Genomic DNA, 26931 nt, shown 5'->3' with positions numbered 1-26931 from the left:
GACCCCGACCGACCCCGACGGCATCGCGGTCCGCCGCGACACCGTGTCCGCCACCGACGCCGGACAACGCCGGCGTCCACCACGACGTCAACCAAACCAACGACACCGAACGGTTCCTCCACGGCGGAGCGGCCGGGCGGTGGCGCCGACGAGATCCACGTCAACGACATATCGACAGCCGGAAGGACGGTCGTGCACATCGTCATCATGGGCTGCGGCAGAGTGGGCTCCGCTCTCGCCCAGACCCTGGAGCAGCAGGGCCACACGGTCGCCGTGATCGACCAGGACCCCACCGCCTTCCGGCGCCTGGGCTCCGGGTTCGGCGGCCGGCGCGTCACGGGTATCGGCTTCGACCAGGACACCCTGCGGGAGGCCGGGATCGAGGAGGCGGGCGCGTTCGCCGCAGTCTCCAGCGGCGACAACTCCAACATCATCGCGGCCCGGGTGGCCCGCGAGATGTTCGGGATCGAGCATGTGGCGGCCCGTATCTACGACCCCCGGCGCGCCGAGGTCTACCAGCGGCTGGGCATCCCGACGGTCGCCACCGTCCGCTGGACCGCCGACCAGATGCTGCGCCGGCTGCTGCCGTCCGGCTCCGAGCCGCTGTGGCGGGACCCGACGGGCGGTGTCCAGCTCGCCGAGGTGCACACCACCACCGCGTGGGTGGGCCACAAGATCAGCCGCCTCCAGGACGAGACAGGGGTACGGGTCGCGTTCCTCACCCGTTTGGGCGAGGCGATCCTGCCGACCTCGCAGACCGTGCTCCAGGAAGGCGATCTGGTGCACGTGATGATGCGTTCGGACGATGTCGAGAAGGTCGAGGCCGCGTTCGCGGAGGGCCCCGAGGAAGGCGGTCAGTGATGAGGGTCGCCATTGCGGGAGCCGGCGCGGTGGGCCGTTCCATCGCCGGTGAGCTGCTGGAGAACGGTCACGAGATCCTGCTGATCGACAAGGCGCCCACGGCGATCTCCGTCGAGCGCGTCCCGCAGGCCGAGTGGCTGCTCGCCGACGCCTGCGAGATCACCTCGCTGGACGAGGCGGCGCTCCAGCGCTGCAACGTGGTCATCGCGGCGACCGGTGACGACAAGGTCAACCTGGTCGTCTCGCTGCTCGCGAAGACGGAGTACGGCGTTCCCCGGGTGGTCGCCCGGGTGAACAACCCCAAGAACGAGTGGCTGTTCAACGAGTCCTGGGGTGTCGATGTCGCCGTGTCGACACCGCGGCTGATGTCGGCCCTGGTCGAGGAGGCGGTGAGCGTCGGTGATCTGGTCAGGCTGCTGCGCTTCAGCCATGGCGACGCCAACCTCGTCGAGCTGACGCTGCCGCCGGAGTCCGCGCTCGCGGGCACCCGGGTCGGTGACGTGGCATGGCCGCAGGACACCTCCCTCGTCACGATCATCCGGGGCACCCGGGTACTGGCCCCGACCCGGGAGGACTCGCTGGAGGCGGGCGACGAGCTGCTGTTCGTCGCGGCGCAGGCCCGCGAGGAGCAGTTGGAGGACCTGTTGTCGGTCCGCCGCGGACCTGAGGACGACTGAGGTACCGCGCCCCGGAGGAACGACGAGAGGGGGCGCCCGGATCACTCCGGGCGCCCCCTCTCTCACGCTCTCAGGCACCTACGTCACGCGCGGACTGTCGCGCTTACGTCACGCACGGGCCGTGCGCACCACCGGGGTCACGTCCGGTGGCCGGGGTCGTCCCCGGCCGGGGCGGCGGCACGCGCCGCCTTCTCGGCCTTCTCGCGCTCCTCCTGCGCCTCCAGCTCCGCGAAGACGTCGATGGGCGGCGGGGCCTTGGCCAGGAACACCCAGGTGAGCCAGACCGCGAGCAGGAACGGCGGGATCTTCAGCGCGACGAGGACCCAGCCGAGCTGGGTGGTGTCGGCCCACAGGTACAGCGGGAAGAGGATCGCGCACTTGGCGAGCAGGATCGCGCCCCACGCGTAGCTGGCCTTGGCGTACGCCTTCTTGCGGCCGGGGTTGCGGGTGCGCCAGGAGAGGTTCTCCTTGAAGACCGGGCCGAGGACCAGTCCGATCAGGGGGACGCCCGCGAGCGTGGTGATGATGTAGGCGAGGCCGAGGCCCAGCGTGTAGAGCATGCCCGGGAGGTAGAAGTCCTTGGCGTTGCCGGTCATCATCGCGAAGACCACACCGAAGGCGACCCCGAAGACACCGCTGAAGGCGTGCTTGACGGTGTCCTTCATGGCGATGCGCACCACGACCAGCAGCAGCGACACGGCGAGCGCCGCGATCGCGGAGATGTGCAGATCCTTGTTGATCGTGTAGATGGTGACGAAGAGCAGTCCGGGGAGGACCGTCTCGACCATCCCGCGCACCCCGCCGAACGCTTCGAAGAGCGCCGCCTCGGTCACGGCTCTGGAGTCACCGCCCGTGGCGCCGTCCCCGGCCGTGGGACCGGTGCCGTCCGGGTCTGCGTTCCGGTGGTCGGTCGGCTTGTCGAGGGACGTCACCGGCTACTCCCGTCCAAGGGGTCGGAGTTCGTACTTGGGGTTGAACAGCACCCGGCGGCCGTGGCTCATCGCGATCCGGCCGGACGCGATCAGTTTGCGGCCCGGTTCGATCCCGACGATGGAGCGCCGGCCGAGCCACACCACGTCGAGCGCGGCCGAACCGTCGAACAGCTCCGCCTCCAGGGCGGGTACTCCCGCCCGGGGGCGCAGAGTGACCGTGCGCAAGGTACCAGTAACGGTGACGACCTCGCGGTCGCGGCAGTCGCCGATCCGGACGCACCCGGCCGTCTCGGTGTCCTCGCGCAGCTCCTCCGACTCGATGTCCTCCTGGGACGCCGATATGTCGGCCAGCCGGTCGAGCATGCGCCGGAACCGGCCCGTCGGCTTCTCGGAACGTGGGACAGCGCTCATACCCGAAGGGTACCGGGGCGCGCCGGTACCCGGCCCGGCCAGGCACCGCCGTGCTCGCGGACGGCCACGGCGCCCGTCCCGCCCGCCACCGGCGCCCCGAGGACACCCACCCGCATCGCGCAGGCGGATACGGCGAGGTCACCATGACACGCGCCGTCACCGCGGGGTCACCTCGGCGGGGTCACCTCGGCGGGGTCACCGTGGCGGCGTCACCGTTCGAAGCGGTACCCCATGCCCGGCTCGGTGATGAAGTGCCGGGGGTGCGAGGGGTCGGACTCCAGCTTCCGCCGCAGCTGGGCCATGTAGACCCGCAGATAGTTGGTCTCGGTGCCGTAGGACGGCCCCCACACCTCCTGGAGCAGCTGCTTCTGGCTGACGAGCCGCCCCGTATTGCGGACCAGCACCTCCAGCAGATGCCATTCGGTGGGCGTGAGCCGTACGTCACGGCCGCCGCGGTTGACCTTCTTGGCGGCGAGGTCGACGGTGAAGTCGGCGGTGTCGACGATCACGTCGTCCTCACCGCCGCCCGTCGGCTCGGCCCGTCGCACGGCGGCCCGCAGCCGTGCCAGCAGCTCGTCCATGCCGAACGGTTTGGTGACGTAGTCGTCGGCGCCCGCGTCGAGCGCCTCGACCTTCTCGTCGGAGCTGTGGCGCGCGGACAGCACCAGGATGGGGACGCGGGTCCAGCCCCGCAGGCCCTTGATCACCTCGACGCCGTCCATGTCCGGCAGCCCGAGATCGAGCACCACGACATCGGGATGGCGGGCGGCGGCGAGCTGGAGCGCGGTGGCCCCGTCGGGGGCGGCGTCCACCTCGTACTTCCGTGCCTTGAGGTTGATCACGAGCGCGCGGACGATCTGGGGTTCGTCGTCGACCACGAGCACCCGGGTCATGGGCGCCTGCCTTTCTGGTTGTCCGGGGCCCGGGACGTCCCCGGTCCGGCAGGAGTACGCGGTCATGAGGTGACCTGGGCGGACAGTTCGGCGCGCGGGCGGGCGCGGCCGGCCGCCGCGGTGAGCGTGAGGACCATGGTGAGGCCGCCGCCGGGGGTGTCCTCGGCGGCGAGGGTGCCGCTCATGGCCTCGGCGAAGCCACGGGCGACGGCGAGCCCGAGTCCGACGCCGGCACCGCGCGGGGCGTCACCATAGCGCTGGAAGGGCTCGAAGATACGGTCCTTGGCGTCGTCGGGGACGCCGGGGCCCCGGTCGACCACGCGCAGTTCGACCCGGTCGCCGAGCGTGCTCGCGGCCACGAGGACCCGCTGGCCCTCGGGGCTGTATTTGACGGCGTTCTCGACGATGTTGGCGACGGCGCGCTCCAGCAGCCCCGGATCGACGCGGACCATCGGCAGGCTCTCCGGGATGTCCAGGCCGACGCTGTCCTCGGGGACTCCGCCGAGAGCCATCGGCACCACTTCGTCCAGGTCGATCTCGCGGATCAGCGGCTGGACGGTGCCGGTCTGGAGGCGGGACATGTCGAGCAGGTTGCCGACAAGGTTGTCGAGCCGGTCGGCGCCCTCCTCGATCGCGGCCAGCAGCTCGGCCTCGTCGTCGTCGGACCAGGCCACGTCGTCGGACCGGAGGGAGGACACGGCGGCCTTGATCGCGGCGAGCGGGGTGCGCAGATCGTGGCTGACGGCGGCGAGCAGCGCGGTGCGGATGCGGTTGCCCTCCGCGAGGGTGCGGGCGCGTTCGGCCTCCTGCTGGAGGCGCTGGCGGTCGAGGACCACGGCCGCCTGGGCGGCGAACGCGGCGAGGACCCGGCGGTCCTCGGCGGGCAGCACCCGTCCGGAGAGCGCGAGCGCCATATGGTCGCCGACGGGCATGTCGACGTCGGCGTCCTCGGGCCGTTCCACCGGGGCGGGGCCGACGCTGCCCGCGCAGGTCCACGGCTCACCGTCCCCGGCACGTTCCAGCAGGGCCACCGACTCCATCGCGAACGTCTCGCGGACCCGCTCCAGCAGTGCGTCGAGGGTGGTCTCGCCGCGCAGCACACTGCCCGCGAGGAAGGACAGGATCTCCGACTCGGCGCGCAGCCGGGCCGCCTGATGGGTGCGCCGCGCCGCGAGATCCACCACCGACGCCACCGCCACCGCGACCCCGACGAAGATCACGATGGCGACGATGTTCTTGGGGTCGGCGATGGTGACGCGGTGCAGCGGCGGGGTGAAGAACCAGTTGAGCAGGAAGGACCCGAAGGCGGCGGACGCCAGTGCCGGGAGGAGTCCGCCGAGCAGGGCGGCGGCGACCGTCAGCGACAGGAACAGCAGCATGTCGTTGGCGAGACCGAGGTCGGCGTCGACATTGGACAGCGTCAGCGCGAGGACGACCGGCCCGGCGACCCCGACGAGCCAGCCCCAGATGATCCGCGGGCGGCCGAGCCGGGCGCCCCGGGCGACGGGCAGTCCGCGGCCCTTCGCGGCTTCCTCATGGGTGACGATGTGCACGTCGAGGTCGGGTCCGGACTCCCGGGCGACGGTCGCACCGACCCCGGGGCCGAACACGTACTGCCACGCCTTGCGGCGGGAGGACCCGAGCACGATCTGGGTGGCGTTGACCCCGCGCGCGAACTCCAGCAGCGCGGAGGGGATGTCGTCCCCTATGACGTGGTGGAAGGTGCCGCCCATGTCCTCCACGAGGGTGCGCTGGACGGCGAGTTCCTTCGGGGAGGCAGCGGTGAGGCCGTCGCTGCGGGAGATGTAGACGGCGAGCACCTCTCCGCCCGCGCCCTTCTCCGCGAGCCGCGCGGCACGCCGTATCAACGTCCGGCCCTCCGGACCGCCGGTGATACCGACGACGATCCGCTCGCGCGCCTGCCAGGTGGTGCGGATGTTGTGCTCGCCCCGGTATGCCTGGAGGTATTCGTCGACCCGGTCGGCGACCCACAGCAGCGCCAGCTCACGCAGCGCCGTCAGGTTCCCCGGCCGGAAATAGTTCGACAACGCCGCGTCGACCTTGTCCGACTTGTAGATGTTCCCGTGCGCCATCCGACGCCGCAACGCCTGCGGCGACATGTCCACCAACTCGATCTGATCCGCCCGCCGCACCACCTCATCAGGCACCGTCTCCCGCTGCCGCACCCCCGTGATCGACTCCACCACATCACCCAACGACTCCAGATGCTGGATGTTCACCGTCGACACCACATCAATACCCGCGGCCAGCAACTCCGCCACGTCCTGCCACCGCTTGCCGTTCCGCGAACCCGGCACATTCGAATGCGCCAACTCGTCCACCAGCACCACCGCAGGACCCCGCGCCAGCACCGCGTCCACATCCATCTCCGTGAACACCGCACCCCGATACACCAGCTCCCGACGCCCCACCTGCTCCAGGCCGTGCAGCATCACCTCCGTACGCGGACGCCCGTGATGCTCCACAAAACCCACCACACAGTCCGTACCCCGCTCCACCCGACGATGCGCCTCCGACAACATCGCGTACGTCTTGCCCACACCCGGCGCCGCACCGAGATAGATCCGAAGCTTGCCGCGTCCCATGGCCCCATTGTCTTCCACTCATGACCGCACACGGCGTCGGCCGCGCTCCGACGGTACAGCCATGAAGTCCGACAAATCGGACGTGTGATCGATCGGGTGGGGTCCTTGACGCAACCCTGATACGGGTGTGCACGGAGAGAGGAGGTGCTGGTCACGCAGGGGCAGGGGGACGTACCGGGCCGGTCAGACGGCCTCGGTGATCTCCCCGTCGCTGAGCTCCAGGACCCGGTCCGCGAGGTCGAGGAGGGCCGTGTCATGGGTGGCCACCAGGGCGGTGACGCCCTCGCTGCGGACGACCGCGCGCAGCAGTTCCATGACGGCGTGCCCGGTCTCGGCGTCGAGCTGGCCGGTGGGCTCGTCCGCGATGATCAGGGACGGCTGGTTGGCGAGCGCGCGGGCGATGGCGACGCGCTGGCGCTGTCCGCCGGAGAGCTCCCCGGGCCGCTGGAGAGCGTGGTCGGCGAGCCCGACGAGCGAGAGCAGCAGGGAGACGCGTTCGTCGCGCTCCTTGGGGTCGGCCTTGCGCAGCCGCAGCGGTACCCCGACGTTCTCGGCGGCGCTGAGGATCGGGATCAGCCCGAAGGACTGGAAGATGAATCCGACCCGGTCGCGGCGCAGCTCCAGGAGCTCGTTCTCACCGAGCTCCGCGAGGTCGTGGCCGTCGACCCGGACGGAGCCCTGGTCGGGGGTGTCGAGACCGCCGACCAGGTTGAGCAGGGTGGTCTTCCCCGATCCGGAACGGCCCTTGAGCGCGACCAGCTCACCGCGCGGCACGCTGAAGGACACCCCGCGCAGCGCGTGGACGGCGGCCGCTCCGGTGCCGTACGAACGGTGCAGGTTGTCCACCCGCAGCATGGGGCCGCCGGTGTCCGGCCCGCCCGGGGCCACCGCCGTACCGCTGAGCCCACCGACTCCCTGCACCACAGCCCCTCCCCGGACCCGCGTTCGATCAGCCGACAGTATCCCCCGCCCACCCCGTGACGCGAGCCCCGGCGGTCGGCGGACCGGAGGTCGCACCGTCGTGCGGCGCCCACGGAACCCGTGCGGGAACGTGCACGGCCGGGCCCGCGGACCAGGCGCACGAGCGGGGGCGCCCCGCACCGGGCCCGGGCCCGCCCCCGGACAGAGCTGTGCCCCGCCGAAGGAGCGCAGCGGCTTCCGGCGGGGCACAGGCCCGATGTCAGGGGTCTAGCGGATCTCGGTGATCTCCGGGCCCCGGGCCAGCTGTCCCATTCCGCCGGAGAACCGGCTGTTGGCCTGGTCCTCCTGCTGCACCCCTTCGGGCACCATCTGCGCGTTGTTGGGCAGCTGGAGGACGATCGGGTCACGGGGCGCCATCGGGCCGTCACCGCGCACCACCACGGTGTCCCGGAAGATCTGCTCCAGCAGGCCCGCGGCCTGCGGCTGCACGGCGCCCTGACCGGAGATGACTCCCCGCAGGAACCAGCGCGGCCCGTCGATACCGACGAAGCGGACGACCTGGAAGCCGCCGGTGCCGTCGGGCAGCTGTACGGGCACCTGGGCCCGCAGCTCCCAGCCGAGCGGCCCCTCGACCTCGTCGATCACGCCACCCTGCTGGGTGATCCCGGAGGCGATCTCCTCGCGTACCTCGCCCCAGATGCCCTCACGCTTGGGGGCGGCGAAGCCCTGGAGCTGGATGGCGCTGTCCTTGAGCACGACGGTGGCGGCGACGATCGCGTCACCGGCGACCTCGACCCGCAGCTCCATGCCCTCGACCCCGGGCACGAAGAGCCCGCCCAGGTCGACCCGGCCCTCGCCGGGCTCGCCGACCTCGGTGCTGTCCCAAGGTCCGTCGGGGCGCGGCTCCGGCTCCAGCCGTACGCGCTCCGCCTCGTCCGCCGCGTCGGCGTCGACGACCTGCTCGGCCTCGCCCGCCGCGTCCGCCGCGTCCGCCGCGTCCTCGGCGGAGCTCATCTTCTTGCGACGTCCGAACACGTCAATGTCCTTCCCGGTCGGTTCCGACCGATGCGTATTGATTCCCACCCACGGGCCCGCCTGCGCCGCCCACCGAGGCGTGGCCCCCGGTGGAGCCGAAGCCCCCCTCGGCCCGTGCCGAAGCGGGAAGCTCCGCGACCTCTTGGAAGCGGACCCTCTCGATCTGCTGGACAACCAGTTGAGCGATCCGGTCGAATCGTTCGAACCGCACATTCTCGCGCGGGTCGAGATTCACCACGATCACCTTGATCTCCCCACGGTACCCGGCATCAACCGTCCCTGGGGCATTCACCAGGGCGACACCGCAGCGGGCGGCCAGTCCGGAGCGCGGGTGCACGAAGGCGGCGTACCCCTCGGGCAGGGCGATGGCCACCCCGGTCGGCAGCACGGCCCGTTCACCGGGGGCGAGTTCGCATGCCTCGGTGGTCCGCAGATCGGCCCCGGCGTCACCGGGCCGCGCGTACGACGGGAGGGGTACGTCGGGGTCGATGCGCCGCAGCATCACAGGGAGTTCGGGGCGCGTCACACCCTCGGTGCCGATCATGGGTTCACCTCGAAGGCGCGCACGCGCCGGACGCTGTCGGGATCGTTCATGGCGGCCCGGATCTCCTCCGGGCGGCCGTTGTCGATGAAGTGGTCGACCTTGACCTCGATGAAGAGGGCCTCGGCGCGTACGGCGACGGGGCCGTCGGGACCGCCGATCCGGCCGGTGGCGCGGCAGTAGATCTTCCGGCCGGCCACGGCGGTGGCCTCGGCGTCGAGGTGCAGGACGGTGTCGACCGGCACGGGCAGGACGTAGTCGGTCTCCAGCCGGCCGGTGACGGCGATGACCCGCAGCAGCCAGCTCAGCGAGCCGAGGGTCTCGTCGAGCGCGGTGGCGAGGACCCCGCCGTGCGCGAGCCCGGGGGCGCCCTGGTGGGCGGGCCGTACGGTGAACTCGGCCGTGACCCGGACACCGTCGCGGGCACGGGTCGCGAGGTGCAGTCCGTGGGGTTGCTCCCCGCCGCAGCCGAAGCACTGGTCGTAGTGGGAGCCGAGGAGTTCGCCGGGCGCGGGGGCGTCGGGATGCCGCACCGGCGCCGTGGCGTCCGCCGGGGGCGTCAGGACCGTAGAAGTACCACTCACAGGCGCAGACCTTACCCGTCCGCGCGGCCGTCCCCGGACGGGCGGGCCCCGCTCCTGGCGGGCCCCGCGCAGCGTGCCAAGCTTGCGTGCATGGAGCTTTCCGCACCCCCTTACGAAGAACGTCTCACCACGCCCCGTTCGTGGTGGGTGGTCGCGGTGCTGGCGGGGGTCTCGATGGCGCTGATCCTGCTGCCGCTCGGCACCCTGCCGATGCTGGGCGGTCTGGTCGGCGGTACGGCGGCCGTGGGGCTGCTGGCCGGTTCGTACGGCTCGGTCCGGATCAGGGTCGTGGCGGGGTCGCTGGTGATCGGTGACGCGCGTATCCCGCTGTCGGCGCTCGGGGAACCGCAGCCGCTGGACGCGGAGGAGGCCCGCGCCTGGCGTTCCCATCGGGCGGACCCGCGCGCGCACATGCTGCTGCGGAGCTACATCCCGACGGCGCTGCGGGTGCCGGTCACGGACCCGGAGGACCCGACACCGTACGTGTATGTCTCCACACGTGATCCGGAGGCTCTGGCGAAGGCGCTGACGGCCGCCCGTACGGTCTGATCCCGTACCCCGTCAGCCGGTCCGGGGTCCTGTCCGGACCCCGGGCGCCCGCTCCCGCGGGGCTCAGCCCTCGATCTCGCGGCGGCCCGGGTCGTCCTCCAGCTCGCCCCGCCGCCCGCGCGCGGGCAGCCGCGGCAGGTCGGTCAGCTCTCTCCACGGGATCTGCTGTTTGCGCAGATCGGCCCGGATACGGGTGGCGAGCTTCCTGGTGTCCCGCCGGTTCATCACGGCACCGACGGCCGCGCCGACCATGAACGGCATCAGGTTCGGCAGATTGCGCACCATCCGCTTCATGATCTGCTGACGCAGCTCGCGTTTCATGTGCACGCCGAGAGCGGCGTTGACCGTCGACGGCTTGGTCACGTCGATGCCCCGCTCCTGCGACCAGGTGGCGAGGTACACGGTGGTGCGTTCCTTGACGCCACCGGGCGGGCGCCGGCCGTACACCTCGTACAGCTCGGCGATGAGTTTCAGTTCGATCGCGGCGACGCCGGTGATCTCGGCGGCCATCTCCGCGGGCATGGCGGGCGGGACGGGCATCATCGCGGCGGCGCCGACCCCGGCACCGACCGTCGAGGTGGCGTTCGCCGCGCCGGAGACGAGCTTGTCGGCCAGCTGCTCCGGCGTGAGGCCGGGGAACTGGGCGCGCAAGGTCTCAAGATCGCGGACGGGTACCCGTGGTGCGTTCTCGATGATCCGGTCGGCGAGGAACGCCAGGCCCGCCTTGGCCCGGCTGCCGCTCTTGCGGACGCCGTCGCGTACGCCGTCCCGGACGGCCGCCACGCGGCCCTTGGCGGGCCCTGGCGGCCCGCTGTGCGGGTCGGACGGCACAACCGCCCCGGCGGCCAGCAGGGCGTCCGCCCATGCCGCCGTTCCGGACTGTTCTGCGTCCGCCCCTCGTATGACCCCTGCCTGCCCCGGGGAACCGTCCCGATCGTCGCGCGCTTCGAGCGAGGCCGGGTGGCCCCGCTCGTGGTCACGCGCGCCGTCGGACGGTCCTGTGTCCGCTCCCCGCTTCAGGAAGCGGCGCTTCCGGGGTGGGGTCGAGCCAGTCACGGCCGACCCCTCCTCAGTCGCAGTCGCGGCAGATGGGCTGGCCGTTCTTCTCCCTGGCCAGCTGACTGCGGTGGTGGACCAGGAAGCAGCTCATGCAGGTGAACTCGTCCGCCTGCTTGGGCATGACCCTGACGGCCAGCTCCTCGTTCGAGAGGTCTGCTCCCGGGAGCTCCAATCCTTCCGCGGCCTCGAACTCGTCGACATCGACGGTCGACGCCGACTTGTCGTTGCGCCGGGACTTCAGCTCTTCGAGGCTGTCCTCGTTGAGATCGTCATCGGTCTTGCGTGGGGTGTCGTAATCCGTTGCCATATCGCTCTCCCCCTCTGGGTGTCTGCGGGTGTCTCAGCGCACGTAACGCGTGAGAGGCCGGACTTGTGCCCGACCTGAGGCGGAGATTTTGCCTCACATCAAGGTCTGTTACTCAATCGACACCCGAACGGACCCCCCTGGGGTGATCCGCGTGGATGGCGATCGGGACCCTATCCGGTCCTGATGGCGCACCTCACGGGCGCCACCCCGTGTACTTCCCGTGATCAGGACCCCTGAAAACCCGGACTTTCCAGGCCCGTCAGCGGCTTTACCGATCACGGAGAGTAGAAAACGGGATTCTCGCTCTTGTGATCGATCACACACGGATTTCCCGGGAACAGGTCCCGAAAATTCCGCGTAAAGCGAACATCCCCTGCGTGTCGGAGGGCAGTGTGTCAGATCGGGAGCGTGACACGCATCACGAGCCCTCCCCCTTCCCGCGGCTCCGCGATGATACGGCCGCGATGCGCCCGGGCCACCGACCTGGCGATGGAAAGACCGAGACCCACACCCTTGTCGCTGTTGGTCCGCTCGGTACGCAGTCTGCGGAATGGCTCGAAAAGGTTGTCGATCTCGTACGCGGGGACCACCGGGCCGGTGTTCGACACCACGAGGACCGCCTGTCCGTGCTGGACCTCCGTGGTCACCTCGACCCAGCCGTCCTCGGGGACGTTGTAGCGGACGGCGTTCTGCACGAGGTTCAGCGCGATGCGCTCCAGCAGCACGCCGTTGCCCTGGACCACCGCGGGCGCGCGCTCCCCGCGGATCTCCACGCCCTTCTGCTGGGCCTCGCCGTGCGCCTGGTCGATGGCGCGGGAGGCGACCTCGGCGAGGTCCACCGGCTTGCGCTCCACGATCTGGTTGTCACTGCGGGCGAGCAGCAGCAAACCCTCCACCAGCTGCTCACTGCGCTCGTTGGTGGCCAGCAGCGTCTTGCCGAGCTGGTGCAGCTCGGGCGGCGCCTCGGGGTCGGAGAGATGGACCTCCAGCAGGGTGCGGTTGATCGCGAGGGGCGTGCGCAGTTCGTGGGAGGCATTGCCGACGAAGCGCTGCTGGGCCGTGAAGGCCCGCTGAAGGCGCTCCAGCATGTCGTCGAAGGTGTCCGCGAGCTCCTTGAGCTCGTCGTCCGGGCCGTCGAGCTCGATCCGCCGGGTCAGATCGGAACCGGCCACCTGGCGCGCGGTGCGCGTGATGCGGCCGAGCGGCGACAGGACCCGGCCGGCCATCGCGTACCCGAAGGCGAAGGCGATGACGCTGAGGCCGAGAAGTGCCATCAGGGAACGGCTGAGGAGTTCGTCCAGGGCCTGCTGACGGCGGTGGTTCAAACACTGCGCCAGGGCGTCGTTGATCGCGTCCTGGGTGCGCGGGGTGTCGGCGAGGTCGGGACAGCTCTGGCTGGAGACCTGGAGCTCGCCGGAGACGATCGTGAACGGCATCTTGTTGCCGACCCCGATGGCCTGGGCCGCCAGCAGGTAGATGATCGACAGCAGCAGGATGCCCGCGATCAGGAACATGCCGCCGTACAGCAGCGTGAGCCGTATCCGGATGGTCGGGCGCAGCCAGGGGAAGGGCGGCTCGGGACGTGCCGGGTCCCAGGTGGGTTTCGGGGGCGCCGTGGGCGGCGGCGGTGTAGCGGCCATGTGCTCAGATCCGGTAGCCGGAGCCGGGGACGGTGATGATCACGGCGGGCTCACCGAGCTTGCGGCGCAGCGTCATCACGGTGACCCGGACGACATTGGTGAACGGGTCGGTGTTCTCGTCCCACGCCTTCTCCAGCAGCTGCTCCGCCGAGACGACCGCGCCCTCGCTGCGCAGCAGGACCTCCAGGACGGCGAACTCCTTGGGGGCGAGCTGCACCTCCTTGCCGTCGCGGAAGACCTCGCGGCGGTTGGGGTCCAGCTTGATGCCCGCGCGCTCCAGGACGGGCGGCAGCGGCACACTGGTGCGCCGTCCGAGCGCGCGTACCCGCGCGATCAGCTCGCTGAAGGCGAACGGCTTGGGCAGATAGTCGTCGGCGCCGATCTCCAGCCCCTCGACCCGGTCGCTCACATCGCCGGAGGCGGTGAGCATCAGGACCCGGGTCGGCATGCCGAGCTCGACGATCCTGCGGCAGACGTCGTCACCGTGGACGAGCGGGAGGTCGCGGTCGAGGACGACGACGTCGTAGTCGTTCACACCGATCCGCTCCAGGGCCGCGGCGCCGTCGTAGACGACGTCGACGGCCATGGCCTCCCGGCGCAGCCCGGTGGCCACCGCATCGGCGAGAAGCTGCTCGTCCTCGACGACGAGTACGCGCACGTCGTAGTCCTTCCTTAGGCGCCCGCGCGCTCGCGGGCGCGGACGGGCGACATGAAAATCGTGGGGTGGGGCTCCATCCTGCCTCTTTCGGTCATAAACCGGCTGTAAGGCGGGAACGGCCTGTGGAAGGGCCCGGGAATGGGGGATTTTCTCGCGGGGTTCAGGTTTCCGTGGAAGAGCGTGGGGGGAGGACGACCACACACCCGCGATCACACTGTGCATATGGCACGCCATGAACAGCTTTCCGCAGAGCTGCGACAGTCGTGATCGCCCCTTCCCAGGGCACACCCCCGTGCCATCGACCCACGACCCAGGACGAGGGGGCGCAACCATGGACGCATTCACCGCAGGACTCGTGCAGCGCATAAGGGCGACCGAGTCCGACCTGACCCGGGCCCGCGAGACCGGCGACGAATTCCTTGTCGAGGTGGAGCAGTCCGAGCTGGACGATCTCCGCCGTCTGGCCGCCGAGCACGGCGTCCAGGTCGAACTCGGCGGCGCGCGAGTCTGAGCCACCACCGTGGGAGCCGTCCGCCCGGCGGTGCCCATGGGAGCAGGCACACGGCCGGCGGCCGTACCTGCGTCCGCGCCACGGGAGAACCCTGGACGGTCTCCGGGGACGGCGGACACAGCACACGTGAGACGCAGGGCCCGGCGGCTTCGCCGGGCCCTGCTCCGTTCGTGCGGCCCTGCCGGGGCCATGCGGGTGCCTTCCCGGCCCGTACAGCCTGTACGCGCCGTACAGGCCCATGGGGGGCCCGGGAGGGGGTCCCGGTCAGTCGTGCCAGGCGCCCAGCTCGTCCAGTCGGGTCTGGAGGAGTGCGAAGAGACCGGCCGGGGCCGCGACCACCAGGTCACCGGACGGGGGCTCACCGGGACGGCCACCGGTCAGGGCGCCCGCCTCCCGCGCGATCAGATCGCCCGCCGCCAGGTCCCACGGGTTCAGACCGCGCTCGTAGTAGGCGTCGAGTCGTCCCGTCGCCACGTCGCAGAGGTCGATCGCGGCCGATCCGCCGCGGCGGATGTCCCGCACCTTCGGAATGAGCCGGCGCACCACCTCGGCCTGCTGTTCGCGCCGCTCGGCGAGATAGCCGAAACCCGTGCCCACCAGGGCCCTCTCGAACGGGGGTGCGGGGCGGGTACGCGCGGGCTCGTCGTTGACGAAGGCCCCGCCGCCGAGGACCGCCCGGCAGGTCTCGCCGCGCATCGGGGCCCGGACCACCCCCACCAGGGTCTCGCCGTCCTTGCGGGCGGCGATGGACACCGACCAGCTGGGCAGCCCGTACAGATAGTTCACGGTGCCGTCGAGCGGGTCGATCACCCACTGCACGCCGGAGGTGCCCGTACGGTCGGCGCCCTCCTCCCCGAGCACGCCGTCGTCCGGCCTGCGCTCGGCCAGCAGCCCGGTGATCAGCTTCTCGGAGGCGAGATCCATCTCGGTGACGACGTCGACGGCGCTGGTCTTGGTCGCGGCCACCCCCAGATCGGCGGGCCGGGTGTCCCGCAGCAGGTCACCCGCGAGGCGGGCGGCCTCCAGGGCCACGTCCAGCAGCTCGGCCGTCAGCTCGTCGGTGGCTCGTACGCGCTCGTTCACGGTGTCGTCTCCTTCTCGCGGCCCCGGCCCTCGCCCCGCCGCTGGTCGTAGGGGCTGTCGGCGCCGGCCGCCGCCGCCTTGGGGGCCCGCGCCGGACAGCAGCCGACGGGGCACAGGTCGTGGCTGGGTCCCAGGGCGCCGAGGGCGCAGCGCTCCACCGGCCGGCCGCGCTCCGTCGCGGCCCGCTCCAGCACCAGCTCCCGGACCCCGGCGACGAACCGGGGGTCGGCGCCGACGGTGGCCGAGCGGCGGACCGGCAGGCCCAGTTCGGCGGCCTTGGCGGTGGCCTCGGTGTCGAGGTCGTAGAGGACCTCCATATGGTCCGAGACGAACCCGATGGGGACCATCACCGCCGCGGGCGCCCCGGCGGCGTGCAGCTCCTCCAGGTGGTCGCAGATGTCCGGTTCCAGCCAGGGGATGTGCGGGGCGCCGGAGCGTGACTGGTACACGAGGCTCCAGGGATGGTCCACCCCGGTGCGCTCGCGCACGGCGTCGGCGATCAGCCGGGCCACGTCGAGGTGCTGGGCCACATAGGCCCCGCCGTCGCCGTGCTCCCCCACCGGCCCCGAGGTGTCGGCCGAGGCGTCCGGGATGGAGTGGGTGGTGAAGGCGAGCCGGGCGCCCGCGCGCACGTCCGCGGGCAGGTCGTCGAGGGCCGCGAGGACTCCGTCGATCATGGGCCGTACGAAGCCGGGGTGGTTGAAGTAGTGCCGCAGCTTGTCGACGCCCGGCAGCGGAAGGCCCTCGTCGGCCAGGGTCGCCAGGGCGCCCGCCAGGTCCTCGCGGTACTGGCGGCAGCCGGAGTACGAGGCGTAGGCGCTGGTCGCCAGGACCAGCACACGCCGGCGGCCGTCCTGGACCAGCTCGCGGAGGGTGTCCGTCAGATACGGCGCCCAGTTGCGGTTGCCCCAGTACACGGGGAGGTCCAGGCCGTGGTCGGCGAAGTCTTCGCGCAGGGCGCCGAGCAGTTCGCGGTTCTGGTCGTTGATCGGGCTGACGCCGCCGAACAGGAAGTAGTGCTGCCCCACCTCCTTCAGCCGCTCCTTCGGGATGCCGCGGCCCCGGGTCACGTTCTCCAGGAACGGGACCACGTCGTCGGGGCCCTCGGGACCGCCGAAGGACAGCAGCAGCAGGGCGTCGTACGGTGTGGGATCGAGCGTGTCGGGCATGTCTTCGATCCTGCCACTCCGTACCGGGAGGACCGAAACGGCCATACGCGTGAGGTGTCCGTCCCCGGGGTGCGGCCGGTTCGTGGCCGCCCGTCCGCGCTGTGGTGCGCCCGTCCACGCGGTGCCGTGGGCGGTCGGGCCGCCACGTAAGCTGTATATGCCATCCATATGCCTGACCGGCTCCGTCGCGGGCCCGCAACGGAGCGTGCCGTGCCCAGCCCGTATCGCGTGATCTTCGCCAGCCCCGGCACCAAGGCCTTCTCGGCCGCGGGCTTCATCGGGCGGCTGCCGCTGTCGATGATGGGCATCGGCGTGGTGACGATGGTCTCCCAGCTCACCGGCCGCTACGGCCTCGCGGGCGCCCTGTCCGCCACCATCGCGCTGTCGGCGGCCGTGATCGGTCCGCAGGTCTCCCGGCTCGTCGACCGGCACGGTCAGCGGCGGGTGCTGCGTCCGGCGACGCTGGTGACCCTGGTGGCCGCCACGGGGCTGCTGCTGTCGGCGTCGATGTCGCTGCCGGACTGGACGCTCTTCGCGTTCTCGGCACTGATCGGCTTCACCCCGAGCATCGGCTCGATGACCCGCGCGCGGTGGGCGGTGCTGTACCGCGACACCCCGCAGCTGCACACCGCCTACTCCCTGGAGTCGGTGATCGACGAGGCGTGCTTCATCTTCGGCCCGATCATCTCCATCGGGCTCTCCACGGTGTGGTTCCCGGAGGCGGGCCCGCTGCTCGCGGCCGTGTTCCTCGCGGTGGGCGTCTTCTGGCTCACCTCGCTGCGGGCCACCGAGCCGGTCCCCCAGTCCCGCGAGCACCACACCAAGGGCTCCGCGATGCGCTCCCCCGGGCTCCAGGTACTGGTGGCGACGTTCGTGGGCACCGGGGCCATCTTCGGGGCCGTGGACGTGGTGACCGTGGCCTACGCGGACGAGGAGGGCCACAAGGCGCTGGCGAGTGTCGTGCTCGCGCTGTACGCCGCCGGTTCCTGTCTCGCCGGGGTCCTGTTCGGTCTGGTGCGCTTCACCGGCGACCCTTCGCGCAGATGGCTGCTGGGTGTGTGTGCCATGGGCGTGAGTATGATCCCGCTTCAACTGGTAGGGAACCTGCCGGTCCTGGCCGTGGCGCTGTTCGTCGCGGGGCTGGCGATAGCTCCGACGATGATCACGACGATGGCCCTGGTCGAACAGCACGTGCCGCGCGCCAAGCTGACCGAGGGCATGACCTGGGTCAGCACGGGGCTCGCGGTCGGTATCGCGCTCGGCTCGTCGGCGTCGGGCTGGGTGATCGACGCGCGGGGCGCCGAGGCCGGGTACGTGGTGCCGGGGATCTCCGGTGCCGTCGTGGTGATCGTCGGGTTCCTGGGATACCGCCGGCTGAAGCAGCCGGCTCCACAGCGGGGAGGGGCCCTCGGAGATGGCGAACGGGAAGAGCGGCGCGTGGCGTAACTGGGCCGGGAACGTCACGGCCCGACCGGCGCGGGAGGTCACTCCCGCCTCGGTGGACGAACTCGCCGACGCCGTACGCGAGGCCGCCGAGGACGGTCTGCGGATCAAGGCCGTCGGTACGGGGCACTCGTTCACGGCGGCCGCCGTCACGGACGGACTGCTGATCCGTCCCCGTCTGCTCACGGGGATCCGCCGGATCGACCGCGCCGCGATGACGGTCACCGTGGAGGCGGGCACCCCGCTGGCCCGCCTGAACCTCGCCCTCGCGCGCGAGGGGCTCTCGCTCACGAACATGGGCGACATCATGGTGCAGACCGTCGCGGGCGCCACCAGCACCGGCACCCACGGCACCGGCCGGGACTCCGCGTCGACGTCCGCCCTGATCCGCGGCATCGAACTGGTCACCGCCGACGGGTCGGTGCTCACCTGTTCCGAGCAGGAGAACCCGGAGGTCTTCGCCGCCGCCCGGATCGGACTGGGCGCGCTCGGGGTGATCACGGCGATCACGTTCGCGGTGGAGCCGGTCTTCCTGCTCACCGCGCGGGAGGAGCCGATGTCCTTCGACCGGGTCACCTCCGACTTCGACGCGCTGGTCGCGGAGAACGAGCACTTCGAGTTCTACTGGTTCCCGCACACCGCGAATTGCAGCACCAAGCGCAACAACCGCAGCGCGGGTCCCGCCCGGCCGGTCCCGCCGGTGAGCGGCTGGATCGAGGACGAGCTGCTCTCCAACGGCCTCTTCCAGGCCGTCAACAGCGTGGGACGCGTGATACCCGCCGCGATACCGGCCATCGCGAAGGTCTCCAGCCGCGCCCTGTCGGCCCGCACCTACACGGACATCCCGTACAAGGTCTTCACCAGCCCGCGCCGGGTGCGCTTCATGGAGATGGAGTACGCCGTCCCCCGCGAGGCGCTGGTGAGCGCGCTGCTCGAACTGCGGACCATGGTCGAGCGGTCCGGGCTGCGGGTGAGCTTCCCGGTGGAGGTGCGTACCGCGCCCGCCGACGACATCCCGCTGTCCACGGCGTCCGCGCGGGACACCGCGTACATCGCCGTCCATATGTACCGGGGCACCCCCTACCAGGCGTACTTCACCGCCGCGGAACGTGTCTTCACGGCCCATGGGGGCCGCCCCCACTGGGGCAAGATCCACACCCAGGGCGCGGAGTACCTCTCCGAGGTCTACCCGCGCTTCGGTGAGTTCACCGCGGTACGCGACCGGCTCGACCCCGAGCGGCGGTTCGGCAACGACTATCTGCGGCGGGTCCTGGGCGACTGAGCACCCGGCGCGACCGGAGCGGCGAACGCCCTCCCCGCGCGCGGGGAGGGCGTCGTCGTTCCCGGGGCCGCCGGTTCCCGGGTCCGCCGACCTCCTGGGTCCATCGGCTCCCGGGGCCGCCGACCTCCTGGGTACGCCGACCTCCCGGATCCGTCGGCTTCTTGGGTCCTTGGGTTCCAGGATCCGTCGGTTCCCGGTCCGTCAGGGCGAAGGTGTGGTGCCCTGGCGCTGCTCGGGGACGGACTGTGTGGGGCCGCCCGTCGAGGGCGACGGGGTCGGCGCGGGGGGCGGGGTGCTCCCGGTGCCGGTGCCGGGCGGGGTCGCGGTGCCCGGGCCGCCGTCCTGGCCGGTGCTGGGCTCCGGTTCGGTGCTGGGCTCGTCCGACGGCCGCTCGCTCTGCTGCCCGCCGGTCCCCGGGTCGCCCTCGGGCGTCGGTGCGGTCGGGTCGGTACCGCCGTCGCCGTCCCGGTCGGTGTCCTCCCCGCCGTCCGTGCTGTCCTGGCCGGGGCTGCCTGACGGCTCCTCGGCGGGCGCCTCGGGCGCGGGCGCCGGGTCGTCGGGGCGTGCGCCGCGACCGCTGTCGCCTGTGACCGCCTCTCCGATGGTGGTGCCCTTGCCCCCGCCGCTGAAGGTCTCCCCCGAGACGAGTTCATAGGTGGTGATACCGCCCATGGTCACGCCGAAGACCACCGCGGCGGCGATCAGGGGCCGCTTCCAGCGGCGGGTACGCGCGCGGTGCACCGTGCTTTCGCCGTACTCCTCGTACTCGTCACCGCCGACACCGTCCCCGTCGTGCGGGCCATACGGACCGCCACCGCGGTCCGCCCGGTCGCCGTGCGGGTGGGACGGGCGCACCGTGCCGAGCAGACGCGTGGGTGTGTCCCCCGCGGGTGGGTGACCGGGGCCGGCCGTGCCGAACCGTGCGGTGGCCTCCGGGTCCACGGCGGCGAGCAGTTGGGTGCGGGCCGGACCGGGGACCTGGGCACGCGCCGGGTCGCGGGTGTCGATGACGCGGGTCGGGTCGGGATCGCCGGGCACACCCTCCGGACCGCCGGGGAACGGGACCTGACGTGCCCTCGGCATCGACTGGACGGCCGCGCCACGCACCCGTTCACCGGTGCGCGCGAAGAAGTGCTGGAAGACCGAACCTCCACAGGTGGCGACGATGCTCACCAGTCCCGCGCCGATGATCGTGCCGTAGACACCGACGTTGGAGGCGAGTTTGGCGGCCACCACCGCGGCGACCGCGCTGCCCGCGACCTGAGGAACACTCAGGTCCAGCCGCTTCCTGCCGTCACTCTCCGCATTCGCGGCTTCCGTCACCCCGGAGCCCGTCGGCACCGGGTGATCTTCCGCTGTGCGCGTCGGCCGGCGCGCTCGGCTCCCTTCGTCTCCCTGTGACCGCCTGCCGGTATCCGGCTTCTCACGCATCTCCGTACCCAGCCTGCCTTTCTCGACGTCTTGCACGAGAAAGGGACGTACACACGAAGTGATTAGTTCCGTTTAGGGGGATTACGTGAAGCTTGCCACGTCGATCCGTCGAGCTCAGCGGCGTGTTCCGGCCCCGGAAGGCGGCTCGCGCGCGCATCAACTCCCGCCCTCCACGAGAACTTCGGCGGCGTGCCGGTCTCCCCGGGTGGCCCGAATGGAGTACTGTTGCGAGCCCTGGGTCCGGTCCCCCACAGGGGTGCCCGGAGCCTTCCAGACCCACCCGGGAGGGGACTCGTTGCACAGGGCGACCATCACGGTCACTTAGCGTTGCGATCAGGTCACCGTGTCATAACGGCGGCCCCGGGCCCTCGCCCGACACGCCGAATCATCTCGGCAAGGTTGTGGCAGGCCGCACCCGGGCAGGCCACACTCGACTAGCGGAAGCAGCGACGCACGTGACGTCGGCAGGCACCACCCGGGAGGTCCCCATGCCCGAACTGCGTGTCGTGGCCGTCTCCAATGACGGCACACGGCTGGTGCTGAAGGCTGCGGACAGCACGGAGTACACGCTTCCGATCGACGAACGTCTCCGTGCCGCCGTACGTGGCGACCGACCCCGCCTCGGCCAGATCGAGATCGAGGTGGAGAGCCACCTCAGGCCCCGTGACATCCAGGCCCGTATACGCGCTGGCGCCAGCGCCGAAGAGGTCGCCTCGCTCGCCGGTATCCCCGTCGACCGGGTCCGCCGCTTCGAGGGCCCCGTCCTGGCCGAGCGTGCCTTCATGGCCGAGCGGGCGCGCAAGACACCGGTACGCCGCCCCGGGGAGAACGCCGGACCCCAGCTCGGTGAGGCCGTCCAGGAGCGCCTGGTGCTGCGCGGTGCCGAGAAGGACACCGTCCAGTGGGACTCCTGGCGCCGCGACGACGGCACCTGGGAGGTGCTGCTCGTCTACCGCGTGGCCGGTGAACCGCACGCCGCGAGCTGGACGTACGACCCGCCGCGCCGTCTGGTGCAGGCCGTCGACGAAGAGGCGCGCTCGCTGATCGGCGAGACCGACGACATGGCGGCGCCCGAGCCGAGCTTCCCGTTCGTCCCTCGCATCGCCCGGCTGCCCCGCGACCGGTCGATGGACCGCGCCCTGGACCGGCAGACGGACCGCGCGGGACTGCCGCCCGGGGAGTCCGACGAGATCACCGCCGAGCAGAACCGTGACTCGCTCACCAGCCTGTTGGAGGCCGTCCCGAGCTTCCGCGGCGACATGGTCGTACCGGAACGCCCCCCGGCGGCCACCGCCGAGCACCAGGCCGACGAGCCCGAGGCCGACCCCGAGGCCGAGGAGCCGCCCGCCCCGGCGGCCTCCGCCGGGGCCGGGTCCGCCTACGCCGATGTCCTGATGCCGCGTGCCGTCACGAGCCACCGGGACCGGCTGGTCGGGGCCACCGACCGGCAGGCGGAGGCGGACGGCGTCCGGCCGGGCCGCCGCGCGGCGGTGCCCAGCTGGGACGAGATCGTCTTCGGCACCCGCCGTAAGAAGCCCGACTGACCCCGCGTCCCGACCTGCACGATCCGTGTCCGTCACGCCGCCCGGCCGGGTGGCGCGGCGGACACGCTCCACGCGCGCGAGGCGGCCACCCCCGGTGACCGCCCCTCATCCCGCCATCGGCTACTGGGGTTCCGGACCCGTCGCCACCGGACGGGAACCGTCCGACGACCACTCCGACCAGGAGCCCACGTACAGGGCCGCCGGGACACCCGCGACCGCGAGGGCCAGCACCTGGTGCGCCCCGGAGACCCCCGACCCGCAGTACACCCCGACCCGGCGTCCCTCCGACACGCCCAGCGACCCGAACCGCCCGGTCAGTTCACCGGCGGAGCGGAAGCGGCCGTCCGCGGTGACGTTGTCGCTCGTGGGGGCGGACACCGCGCCCGGGATATGACCGCCGACGCGGTCGATCGGTTCGACCTCGCCCCGGTAGCGCTCCCCCGCCCGCGCGTCGAGCAGCAGCCCGGTGCGGGCCAGCGCCGCGGCGCCGTCGGCGTCAAGCAGCGGGAGGGCGCCCGGCGCGGGCCGGAAGCTCCCCGGCTCCGGTTCCGGCTCTCCTGCCTCCAGCGGGCCCTCCCAGGCCGCCAGACCACCGTCCAGGACCCGGACCGAGGGGTGCCCGGTCCAGCGCAGCAGCCACCAGGCGCGCGCCGCGGCCCAGCCCTGACCGCCGTCGTACGTGACCACGTCCCGGTCGGCGTCGACCCCCGCGGCGCGCATCGCCGCGCCGAACTCCGCCACGTCCGGCAGCGGATGGCGGCCGCCCGCGCCGGCGGGACCCGCCAGATCGGCGTCCAGGTCGACGAACACGGCACCCGGTACATGCGCCTGCTCGTAGGCGGACCGCAGCGAGGGGCCGCCGAGCTGCCAGCGGACGTCGAGCACCACCGGCGGACGCGGGCCCGTCAGGTCGCTCGCGAGTTCGGATGCGGAGATGATGGCATTCATGGCCCCATCCTGGCGCACGGGCGGCCGACGCGGCCGTCCGCGGCTGGCATAGTGGGCCGGGCGTGGCTGAGCACTCGCTGTACGGGGCTGCGTACCCGGTGTACAAATGATCGGCATTGACTGCCCCACGGCGCAGAAATGACCGAGTGAGGTCGCTCGACGACCACTCCATGGCGACGGCGACCGGCAGACCAAGGAGAGACCGACGATGACCGAGGCACGGCAGGAAGCCGGCCGACGGGACGGCGCGGAACAGGTCCGGCGCGCTCCCGGCACACCCTGCTGGGTGAGTCTGATGGCGCACGGCATGACCGCGACCCAGGAGTTCTACCAAGCGTTGTTCGGCTGGGAGTTCCGTCCCGGCCCAGAGCAGCTGGGCCCCTATGTGAGGGCCCTGCTGGACGGACAGGAGGTCGCCGGAATAGGGCAACTGCCGGGCGGTGCCCGTCTTCAGGTGGCGTGGACACCGTATCTGGCGTCGGACCGGGTGGACCGGACCGCCGACACCGTGCGGGTGTGCGGCGGCACGGTGGCCGTCGGACCGCTGGACGCGGCGGACGCGGGACGGCTGGCCATCGCGTCGGACCCGGCGGGCGCGGTGTTCGGGATTTGGCAGGGCGCGGCCCATCTGGGCGCGGCCGTGTCAGGAGTGCCCGGGGCACCCGTCTGGAACGAGCTGATCACCCGCGACACCAGGAGTGTCGCGACGTTCTACCGGTATGTGTTCGGCTACGCGGAGGAACGCGCGCCGACCGCGGGCGGGGTCGACCGGCTGGACCTGCTGCTGGGCGGGAAGCCCGTGGCCACGGTCACCGGTGTCGGCACCCTGCCGCGGGACCGGGGCGCCCACTGGCTGACCTCGTTCGGGGTCAGCGACATCGACGCGTCCGTGGGGCTGGTCACCCGGCTCGGCGGCCGGGTCGTGCATCCGCCCGCGGCGTCCGACCAGGGACGGGCGGCGACCGTCGCCGACCCCGAGGGGGCAGTGTTCGCCCTCGTCGAGCTGGGCTGAGGCCGGGCTGAGGTGGTTGAGCCGTGAAACGACCGAACCCCGGAACGCTCATGGGCGTTCCGGGGTTCGGTCGTTTCACGGGCTGACGGTCGGCGGCCTTGCGGTTCCCGGCCGGACGGTCGCCAGCCGGGGGGCCGGTTCAACGGCCGGGGGTCAGTTCACGGCTGGGCTGTCCACCGGCAGTACGTCCGGGGAGAGGGCGCCCGCGCGCGCGGTGGCCGCTGTCGCCCGGCGCCGGTGATGGCGGCGGCACAGCACCTCGTACCCGACCTCGTCCGCCGCCTGGTTGACGTCCCCGACGACGACCTGGGCGCCCTCGACGACCATGCGTCCGCCTATGGTGCGCGCGTTGTGCGTGGCCCGTGCCCCGCACCAGCACAGCGCCTCGACCTGGAGGACCTCGACCCGGTCGGCCAGTTCGACCAGACGCTGCGAACCGGGGAACAGCTTGGAGCGGAAGTCGGTGGTGATGCCGAAGGCGTAGACGTCGATCCGCAGATCGTCGACCACGCGCGCGAGCTGGTCGATCTGCTCCGGGGACAGGAACTGCGCCTCGTCGGCGATGACGTAGTCGGCGCGGCTGCCCTGGGACAGCACGCTGATCAGATGCGCGTAGACATCGAAGTCCGCGGCGACCTCCACCGCGTCGGTGACCAGACCCAGGCGTGAGGAGAGCTTGCCCTCCCCCGCGCGGTCGTTGCGGGTGAAGATCATTCCCTGGAGGCCGCGCGCCGACCGGTTGTGCTCGATCTGGAGCGCGAGCGTGCTCTTCCCGCAGTCCATGGTTCCGCAGAAGAAGACCAGCTCGGACATGGGGAGGTGAGCACCTTTCGGGGGCGGGGGCGTGGGAACCCGCCGCGGGTCGCGGTCGTTCCCAGGGGGACGGGCGGCGCGCGGAGCGCGGGCCCTCAGGAGCGTACTTGCAGCAGGGGGACGAGTTGTTCGACGGGGGTCATGGAGCCGTGGTTGCCCACCAGGACGGATTCCTTGGGCTCGCGTTCGCTCGCGATGATCAGCATGTCGTCGCGGGCGGCGGCCACCACGTCACCGACCCGTCCCAGCACCCGCTCGTCGACCTTCGGGCCGAACCACCCGGCGGCGACCGCCTCGTCCCGGCCGGCCACCCAGAACTGCTCCCCCAGCACCTCGCGCCATACGGCGAGGACATCGGAGGCGGCACCGGGGACGGCGTACACATGGCGGGCGCGGCCCTCGCCGCCCAGCAGGGCGACGCCCGCGCGCAGTTCCCAGTCCTCGTCGAAGTCGATGCGGTGCTCGGGGCCGAAGGGGATGTCGAGCATCCCGTGGTCGGCGGTCACATAGAGCGCGGTGCGCGGCGGCAGTTGCTCGGCCAGCCGCTGCACCAGCCGGTCGACGTACATCAGCTGGCCGCGCCAGGCGTCGGAGTCCACGCCGTAGCGGTGTCCGTTGCCGTCGACCTCGGAGTAGTACGTATAGACGAGCGAGCGGTCCCCCGCGGCGAGCTGCTCGGCCGCCAGGTCCATCCGGTCCTCGCCGGTCAGCCGTCCGTGGAAGGTGCCGCCGCTGAGGGCGATCTTGGTGAGCGGGGTGTTCTGGAAGTGCGGTGCGGAGACCTGCGCGGTGTGGACGCCCGCCCGGTCGGCGAGCTGGAAGACCGTCGGATAGGGCTGCCAGACCTCCGGCGGGGTCCAGGGATACCAGCGGAGCTGGTTCATCAGCTGGCCGGTCTCGGGGTTGCGCGCGGTGTAGCCGGGCAGTCCGTGCGCCCCGGGCGGCAGTCCGGTGCCCACCGAGGCCAGCGAGGTCGCGGTGGTGGCCGGGAAGCCGGTGGTGAGGGGGCGGCCGGTGCCACCGAAGGAGCTGCCGAGGAGGGCACTCATGAAGGGTGCTTCCTCGGGATGGGCCTTGAGCTGTTCCCAGCCGAGCCCGTCGATCAAAAAGACGCAGTTCCGGTCGGCTGGGGTCAGCTCCGGTATCGCGGCGGTCGTCCCGGGGACGCCCATTCCCGCGGCGAGGGTGGGCAGCAGATCGGCCAGCGAGCCCGAGCCGTAGGCGGGCACGGGCGCGGAGCCGATGGGCAGCGGCTCCACCGGGTCCCAGTCGGGCTGGGCCATCAGCGGCTGGTCTCCACGGTCGCCTCGGACAGGGCCTGGGCGAAGGCCAGCGTATGGCGGACGGCGTCCAGACCGTCACCGGCCTCGCTGACCCGCAGGCTGAGGTCGTCGGCGGTGGAGTTCCCGGTGTAGCCGTGGTCCGCCTCGCAGTTGGGGTCACCGCACGCGGCGGGCTCCAGCTCGATCCGGGAGACGGCGCCCCATCCGATGGTCAGCACGACCTCGCGCGGCAGGGTGCCGGGGCTGTACGCCTCCGGGTTGGCGACCACCCGGCTGACCACGACGGAGGAGATGCGCTCGACCTTCACGGACTCCGTGGAGGTGGTGGCGTACGGCGTCGGGGAAGTGCCGTCGGCGGCCTGCTCGTCGGTGTGGCTGACGATGAAGCGGGTACCGGTGAGGACGAGCACGGTGACGTGCCTGCGGACCTCGTTGGCGTCGAAGGTGGTCTCCTGGTGGACCAGGTACGAGCCGATCGGCTCGCTGCCGACCGCGGCCTCCACCGCCTCGGCCACAAGAGCCGGGTAGTAGCCGCTGCGCTCGATCGCCGTGCGCAGCCCCTGGGTCGTCGTACTGGTCTTGGCCATGACGCCCATCCTACGGCCCCCGCACGTGCCTGAGGTGACCGAAGAGGTGACCTGGTGGGCGGGAGTGGGCGGCGCCACACAGGGAAAGGTTCACGCCACTCGCCGCGAGGCGGTCCGCCGGCGCCCGGGTGGGGACGGCCGGACCCGGATC

The 26931-nt window shown here is 71.8% G+C and carries 27 protein-coding genes; 8 read left to right on the top strand and 19 right to left on the bottom strand.

Going from position 1 to position 26931, the window contains the following annotated elements; translation table 11 throughout:
* Positions 1 to 192: 192 nt before the first annotated feature.
* Both AB852_RS17835 and AB852_RS17830 read left to right on the top strand, forming a co-directional pair.
* The gene (locus AB852_RS17835; RefSeq protein ID WP_073789485.1) at positions 193 to 861 is read left to right on the top strand and encodes a potassium channel family protein; all 669 of its coding nucleotides are present in this window, start codon (positions 193 to 195) and stop codon (positions 859 to 861) included.
* Entirely contained in the window at positions 861 to 1538 is a 678-nt protein-coding gene (locus AB852_RS17830; RefSeq protein ID WP_073789484.1) for a potassium channel family protein, read from the top strand. Before AB852_RS17835 ends, AB852_RS17830 begins: the two co-directional genes overlap by 1 nt.
* Before the next feature lie 137 nt (positions 1539 to 1675).
* Here the strand turns inward: AB852_RS17830 and AB852_RS17825 are convergent, their stop codons facing one another.
* The 8 genes from AB852_RS17825 to AB852_RS17790 all read right to left on the bottom strand — a co-directional run bounded on the left by AB852_RS17825 (position 1676) and on the right by AB852_RS17790 (position 9461).
* Positions 1676 to 2470, bottom strand: coding sequence for a DUF3159 domain-containing protein (locus tag AB852_RS17825; RefSeq protein ID WP_073789483.1), 795 nt, complete (start codon positions 2468 to 2470; stop codon positions 1676 to 1678).
* A 3-nt stretch (positions 2471 to 2473) separates the two neighbouring features.
* The gene (locus AB852_RS17820) at positions 2474 to 2881 is read right to left on the bottom strand and encodes an OB-fold nucleic acid binding domain-containing protein (protein WP_073789482.1); all 408 of its coding nucleotides are present in this window, start codon (positions 2879 to 2881) and stop codon (positions 2474 to 2476) included.
* Positions 2882 to 3090: 209 nt separating this feature from the next.
* Positions 3091 to 3774: a response regulator gene (locus AB852_RS17815; RefSeq protein ID WP_073789481.1), complete on the bottom strand. Its 684-nt coding sequence runs from the start codon at positions 3772 to 3774 to the stop codon at positions 3091 to 3093.
* A 62-nt stretch (positions 3775 to 3836) separates the two neighbouring features.
* Positions 3837 to 6380 (bottom strand): DUF4118 domain-containing protein, encoded by a 2544-nt coding sequence (locus AB852_RS17810; RefSeq protein ID WP_073789480.1) that lies wholly within the window; start codon positions 6378 to 6380, stop codon positions 3837 to 3839.
* Positions 6381 to 6563: 183 nt separating this feature from the next.
* Positions 6564 to 7235, bottom strand: coding sequence for an ABC transporter ATP-binding protein (locus AB852_RS17805; RefSeq protein ID WP_107499290.1), 672 nt, complete (start codon positions 7233 to 7235; stop codon positions 6564 to 6566).
* A gap of 333 nt (positions 7236 to 7568) precedes the next feature.
* Positions 7569 to 8336, bottom strand: coding sequence for a DUF3710 domain-containing protein (locus tag AB852_RS17800; RefSeq protein ID WP_073789478.1), 768 nt, complete (start codon positions 8334 to 8336; stop codon positions 7569 to 7571).
* Position 8337: 1 nt separating this feature from the next.
* Entirely contained in the window at positions 8338 to 8880 is a 543-nt protein-coding gene (gene dut / locus AB852_RS17795) for a dUTP diphosphatase (protein ID WP_178391050.1), read from the bottom strand.
* Positions 8877 to 9461 carry a PaaI family thioesterase gene (locus tag AB852_RS17790; protein WP_073789477.1) on the bottom strand — a complete coding sequence of 195 codons (585 nt, stop codon included), beginning with the start codon at positions 9459 to 9461 and terminating at the stop codon, positions 8877 to 8879. The genes dut and AB852_RS17790 overlap by 4 nt, the downstream gene beginning before the upstream one ends.
* 90 nt (positions 9462 to 9551) lie before the next feature.
* Here AB852_RS17790 and AB852_RS17785 point away from each other — a divergent pair, with 90 nt between their 5' ends.
* A complete protein-coding gene (locus tag AB852_RS17785; protein WP_073789476.1) occupies positions 9552 to 10010 on the top strand; it encodes a DUF3093 domain-containing protein in 459 nt (152 codons plus the stop codon).
* Between the two features lie 63 nt (positions 10011 to 10073).
* Here the strand turns inward: AB852_RS17785 and AB852_RS17780 are convergent, their stop codons facing one another.
* From AB852_RS17780 to AB852_RS17765, 4 genes are all read right to left on the bottom strand, one after another.
* The gene (locus AB852_RS17780) at positions 10074 to 11066 is read right to left on the bottom strand and encodes a hypothetical protein (protein WP_073789475.1); all 993 of its coding nucleotides are present in this window, start codon (positions 11064 to 11066) and stop codon (positions 10074 to 10076) included.
* A 13-nt stretch (positions 11067 to 11079) separates the two neighbouring features.
* On the bottom strand, positions 11080 to 11376 hold the full coding sequence (locus AB852_RS17775; protein WP_073789474.1) for a DUF4193 domain-containing protein: 297 nt from the start codon (positions 11374 to 11376) through the stop codon (positions 11080 to 11082).
* Between the two features lie 395 nt (positions 11377 to 11771).
* Positions 11772 to 13016 carry a sensor histidine kinase gene (locus tag AB852_RS17770; RefSeq protein WP_073789473.1) on the bottom strand — a complete coding sequence of 415 codons (1245 nt, stop codon included), beginning with the start codon at positions 13014 to 13016 and terminating at the stop codon, positions 11772 to 11774.
* Positions 13017 to 13020: 4 nt separating this feature from the next.
* A complete protein-coding gene (locus AB852_RS17765; RefSeq protein ID WP_073789471.1) occupies positions 13021 to 13674 on the bottom strand; it encodes a response regulator transcription factor in 654 nt (217 codons plus the stop codon).
* A 331-nt stretch (positions 13675 to 14005) separates the two neighbouring features.
* Between AB852_RS17765 and AB852_RS38660 the strand changes: the two genes are divergently transcribed.
* Entirely contained in the window at positions 14006 to 14185 is a 180-nt protein-coding gene (locus AB852_RS38660; RefSeq protein WP_073789469.1) for a hypothetical protein, read from the top strand.
* 264 nt (positions 14186 to 14449) lie between these two features.
* Here AB852_RS38660 and AB852_RS17755 read toward each other — a convergent pair whose 3' ends face one another.
* Both AB852_RS17755 and AB852_RS17750 read right to left on the bottom strand, forming a co-directional pair.
* The gene (locus tag AB852_RS17755) at positions 14450 to 15268 is read right to left on the bottom strand and encodes an inositol monophosphatase family protein (protein WP_073789467.1); all 819 of its coding nucleotides are present in this window, start codon (positions 15266 to 15268) and stop codon (positions 14450 to 14452) included.
* On the bottom strand, positions 15265 to 16437 hold the full coding sequence (locus AB852_RS17750; protein ID WP_073789464.1) for a ferrochelatase: 1173 nt from the start codon (positions 16435 to 16437) through the stop codon (positions 15265 to 15267). Before AB852_RS17750 ends, AB852_RS17755 begins: the two co-directional genes overlap by 4 nt.
* 210 nt (positions 16438 to 16647) lie before the next feature.
* On the opposite strand from AB852_RS17750, the gene AB852_RS17745 reads away from it, so the two are divergent.
* A complete protein-coding gene (locus tag AB852_RS17745; protein ID WP_073789462.1) occupies positions 16648 to 17883 on the top strand; it encodes an MFS transporter in 1236 nt (411 codons plus the stop codon).
* The gene (locus tag AB852_RS17740) at positions 17852 to 19162 is read left to right on the top strand and encodes a D-arabinono-1,4-lactone oxidase (protein WP_073789459.1); all 1311 of its coding nucleotides are present in this window, start codon (positions 17852 to 17854) and stop codon (positions 19160 to 19162) included. Before AB852_RS17745 ends, AB852_RS17740 begins: the two co-directional genes overlap by 32 nt.
* Before the next feature lie 201 nt (positions 19163 to 19363).
* Here the strand turns inward: AB852_RS17740 and AB852_RS17735 are convergent, their stop codons facing one another.
* Positions 19364 to 20503 carry a hypothetical protein gene (locus AB852_RS17735; protein WP_073789457.1) on the bottom strand — a complete coding sequence of 380 codons (1140 nt, stop codon included), beginning with the start codon at positions 20501 to 20503 and terminating at the stop codon, positions 19364 to 19366.
* A 545-nt stretch (positions 20504 to 21048) separates the two neighbouring features.
* Here AB852_RS17735 and sepH point away from each other — a divergent pair.
* On the top strand, positions 21049 to 22137 hold the full coding sequence (gene sepH / locus AB852_RS17730) for a septation protein SepH (RefSeq protein ID WP_073789455.1): 1089 nt from the start codon (positions 21049 to 21051) through the stop codon (positions 22135 to 22137).
* A 120-nt stretch (positions 22138 to 22257) separates the two neighbouring features.
* On the opposite strand, the gene AB852_RS17725 is transcribed toward sepH, so the two are convergent.
* Positions 22258 to 23085 (bottom strand): sulfurtransferase, encoded by an 828-nt coding sequence (locus AB852_RS17725; RefSeq protein ID WP_073789453.1) that lies wholly within the window; start codon positions 23083 to 23085, stop codon positions 22258 to 22260.
* A 208-nt stretch (positions 23086 to 23293) separates the two neighbouring features.
* Between AB852_RS17725 and AB852_RS17720 the strand changes: the two genes are divergently transcribed.
* A complete protein-coding gene (locus AB852_RS17720) occupies positions 23294 to 24097 on the top strand; it encodes a VOC family protein (protein ID WP_073789451.1) in 804 nt (267 codons plus the stop codon).
* A gap of 153 nt (positions 24098 to 24250) precedes the next feature.
* On the opposite strand, the gene AB852_RS17715 is transcribed toward AB852_RS17720, so the two are convergent.
* The 3 genes from AB852_RS17715 to AB852_RS17705 all read right to left on the bottom strand — a co-directional run bounded on the left by AB852_RS17715 (position 24251) and on the right by AB852_RS17705 (position 26780).
* Positions 24251 to 24910, bottom strand: a complete 660-nt coding sequence (locus tag AB852_RS17715; RefSeq protein WP_073789448.1) for a thymidine kinase — start codon at positions 24908 to 24910, stop codon at positions 24251 to 24253.
* A 95-nt stretch (positions 24911 to 25005) separates the two neighbouring features.
* Positions 25006 to 26193 carry an alkaline phosphatase family protein gene (locus AB852_RS17710; protein WP_073789446.1) on the bottom strand — a complete coding sequence of 396 codons (1188 nt, stop codon included), beginning with the start codon at positions 26191 to 26193 and terminating at the stop codon, positions 25006 to 25008.
* Positions 26193 to 26780: a DUF5998 family protein gene (locus AB852_RS17705; protein WP_073789444.1), complete on the bottom strand. Its 588-nt coding sequence runs from the start codon at positions 26778 to 26780 to the stop codon at positions 26193 to 26195. Before AB852_RS17705 ends, AB852_RS17710 begins: the two co-directional genes overlap by 1 nt.
* Positions 26781 to 26931 lie beyond the last annotated feature (151 nt).

The organism is Streptomyces uncialis, from assembly GCF_001905345.1.
Classification (GTDB): Bacteria; Actinomycetota; Actinomycetes; order Streptomycetales; family Streptomycetaceae; genus Streptomyces; species Streptomyces uncialis.
The sequence above is the reverse complement of the archived record's forward strand: the minus strand, read 5'-3'. Positions and strand labels throughout refer to the sequence as shown.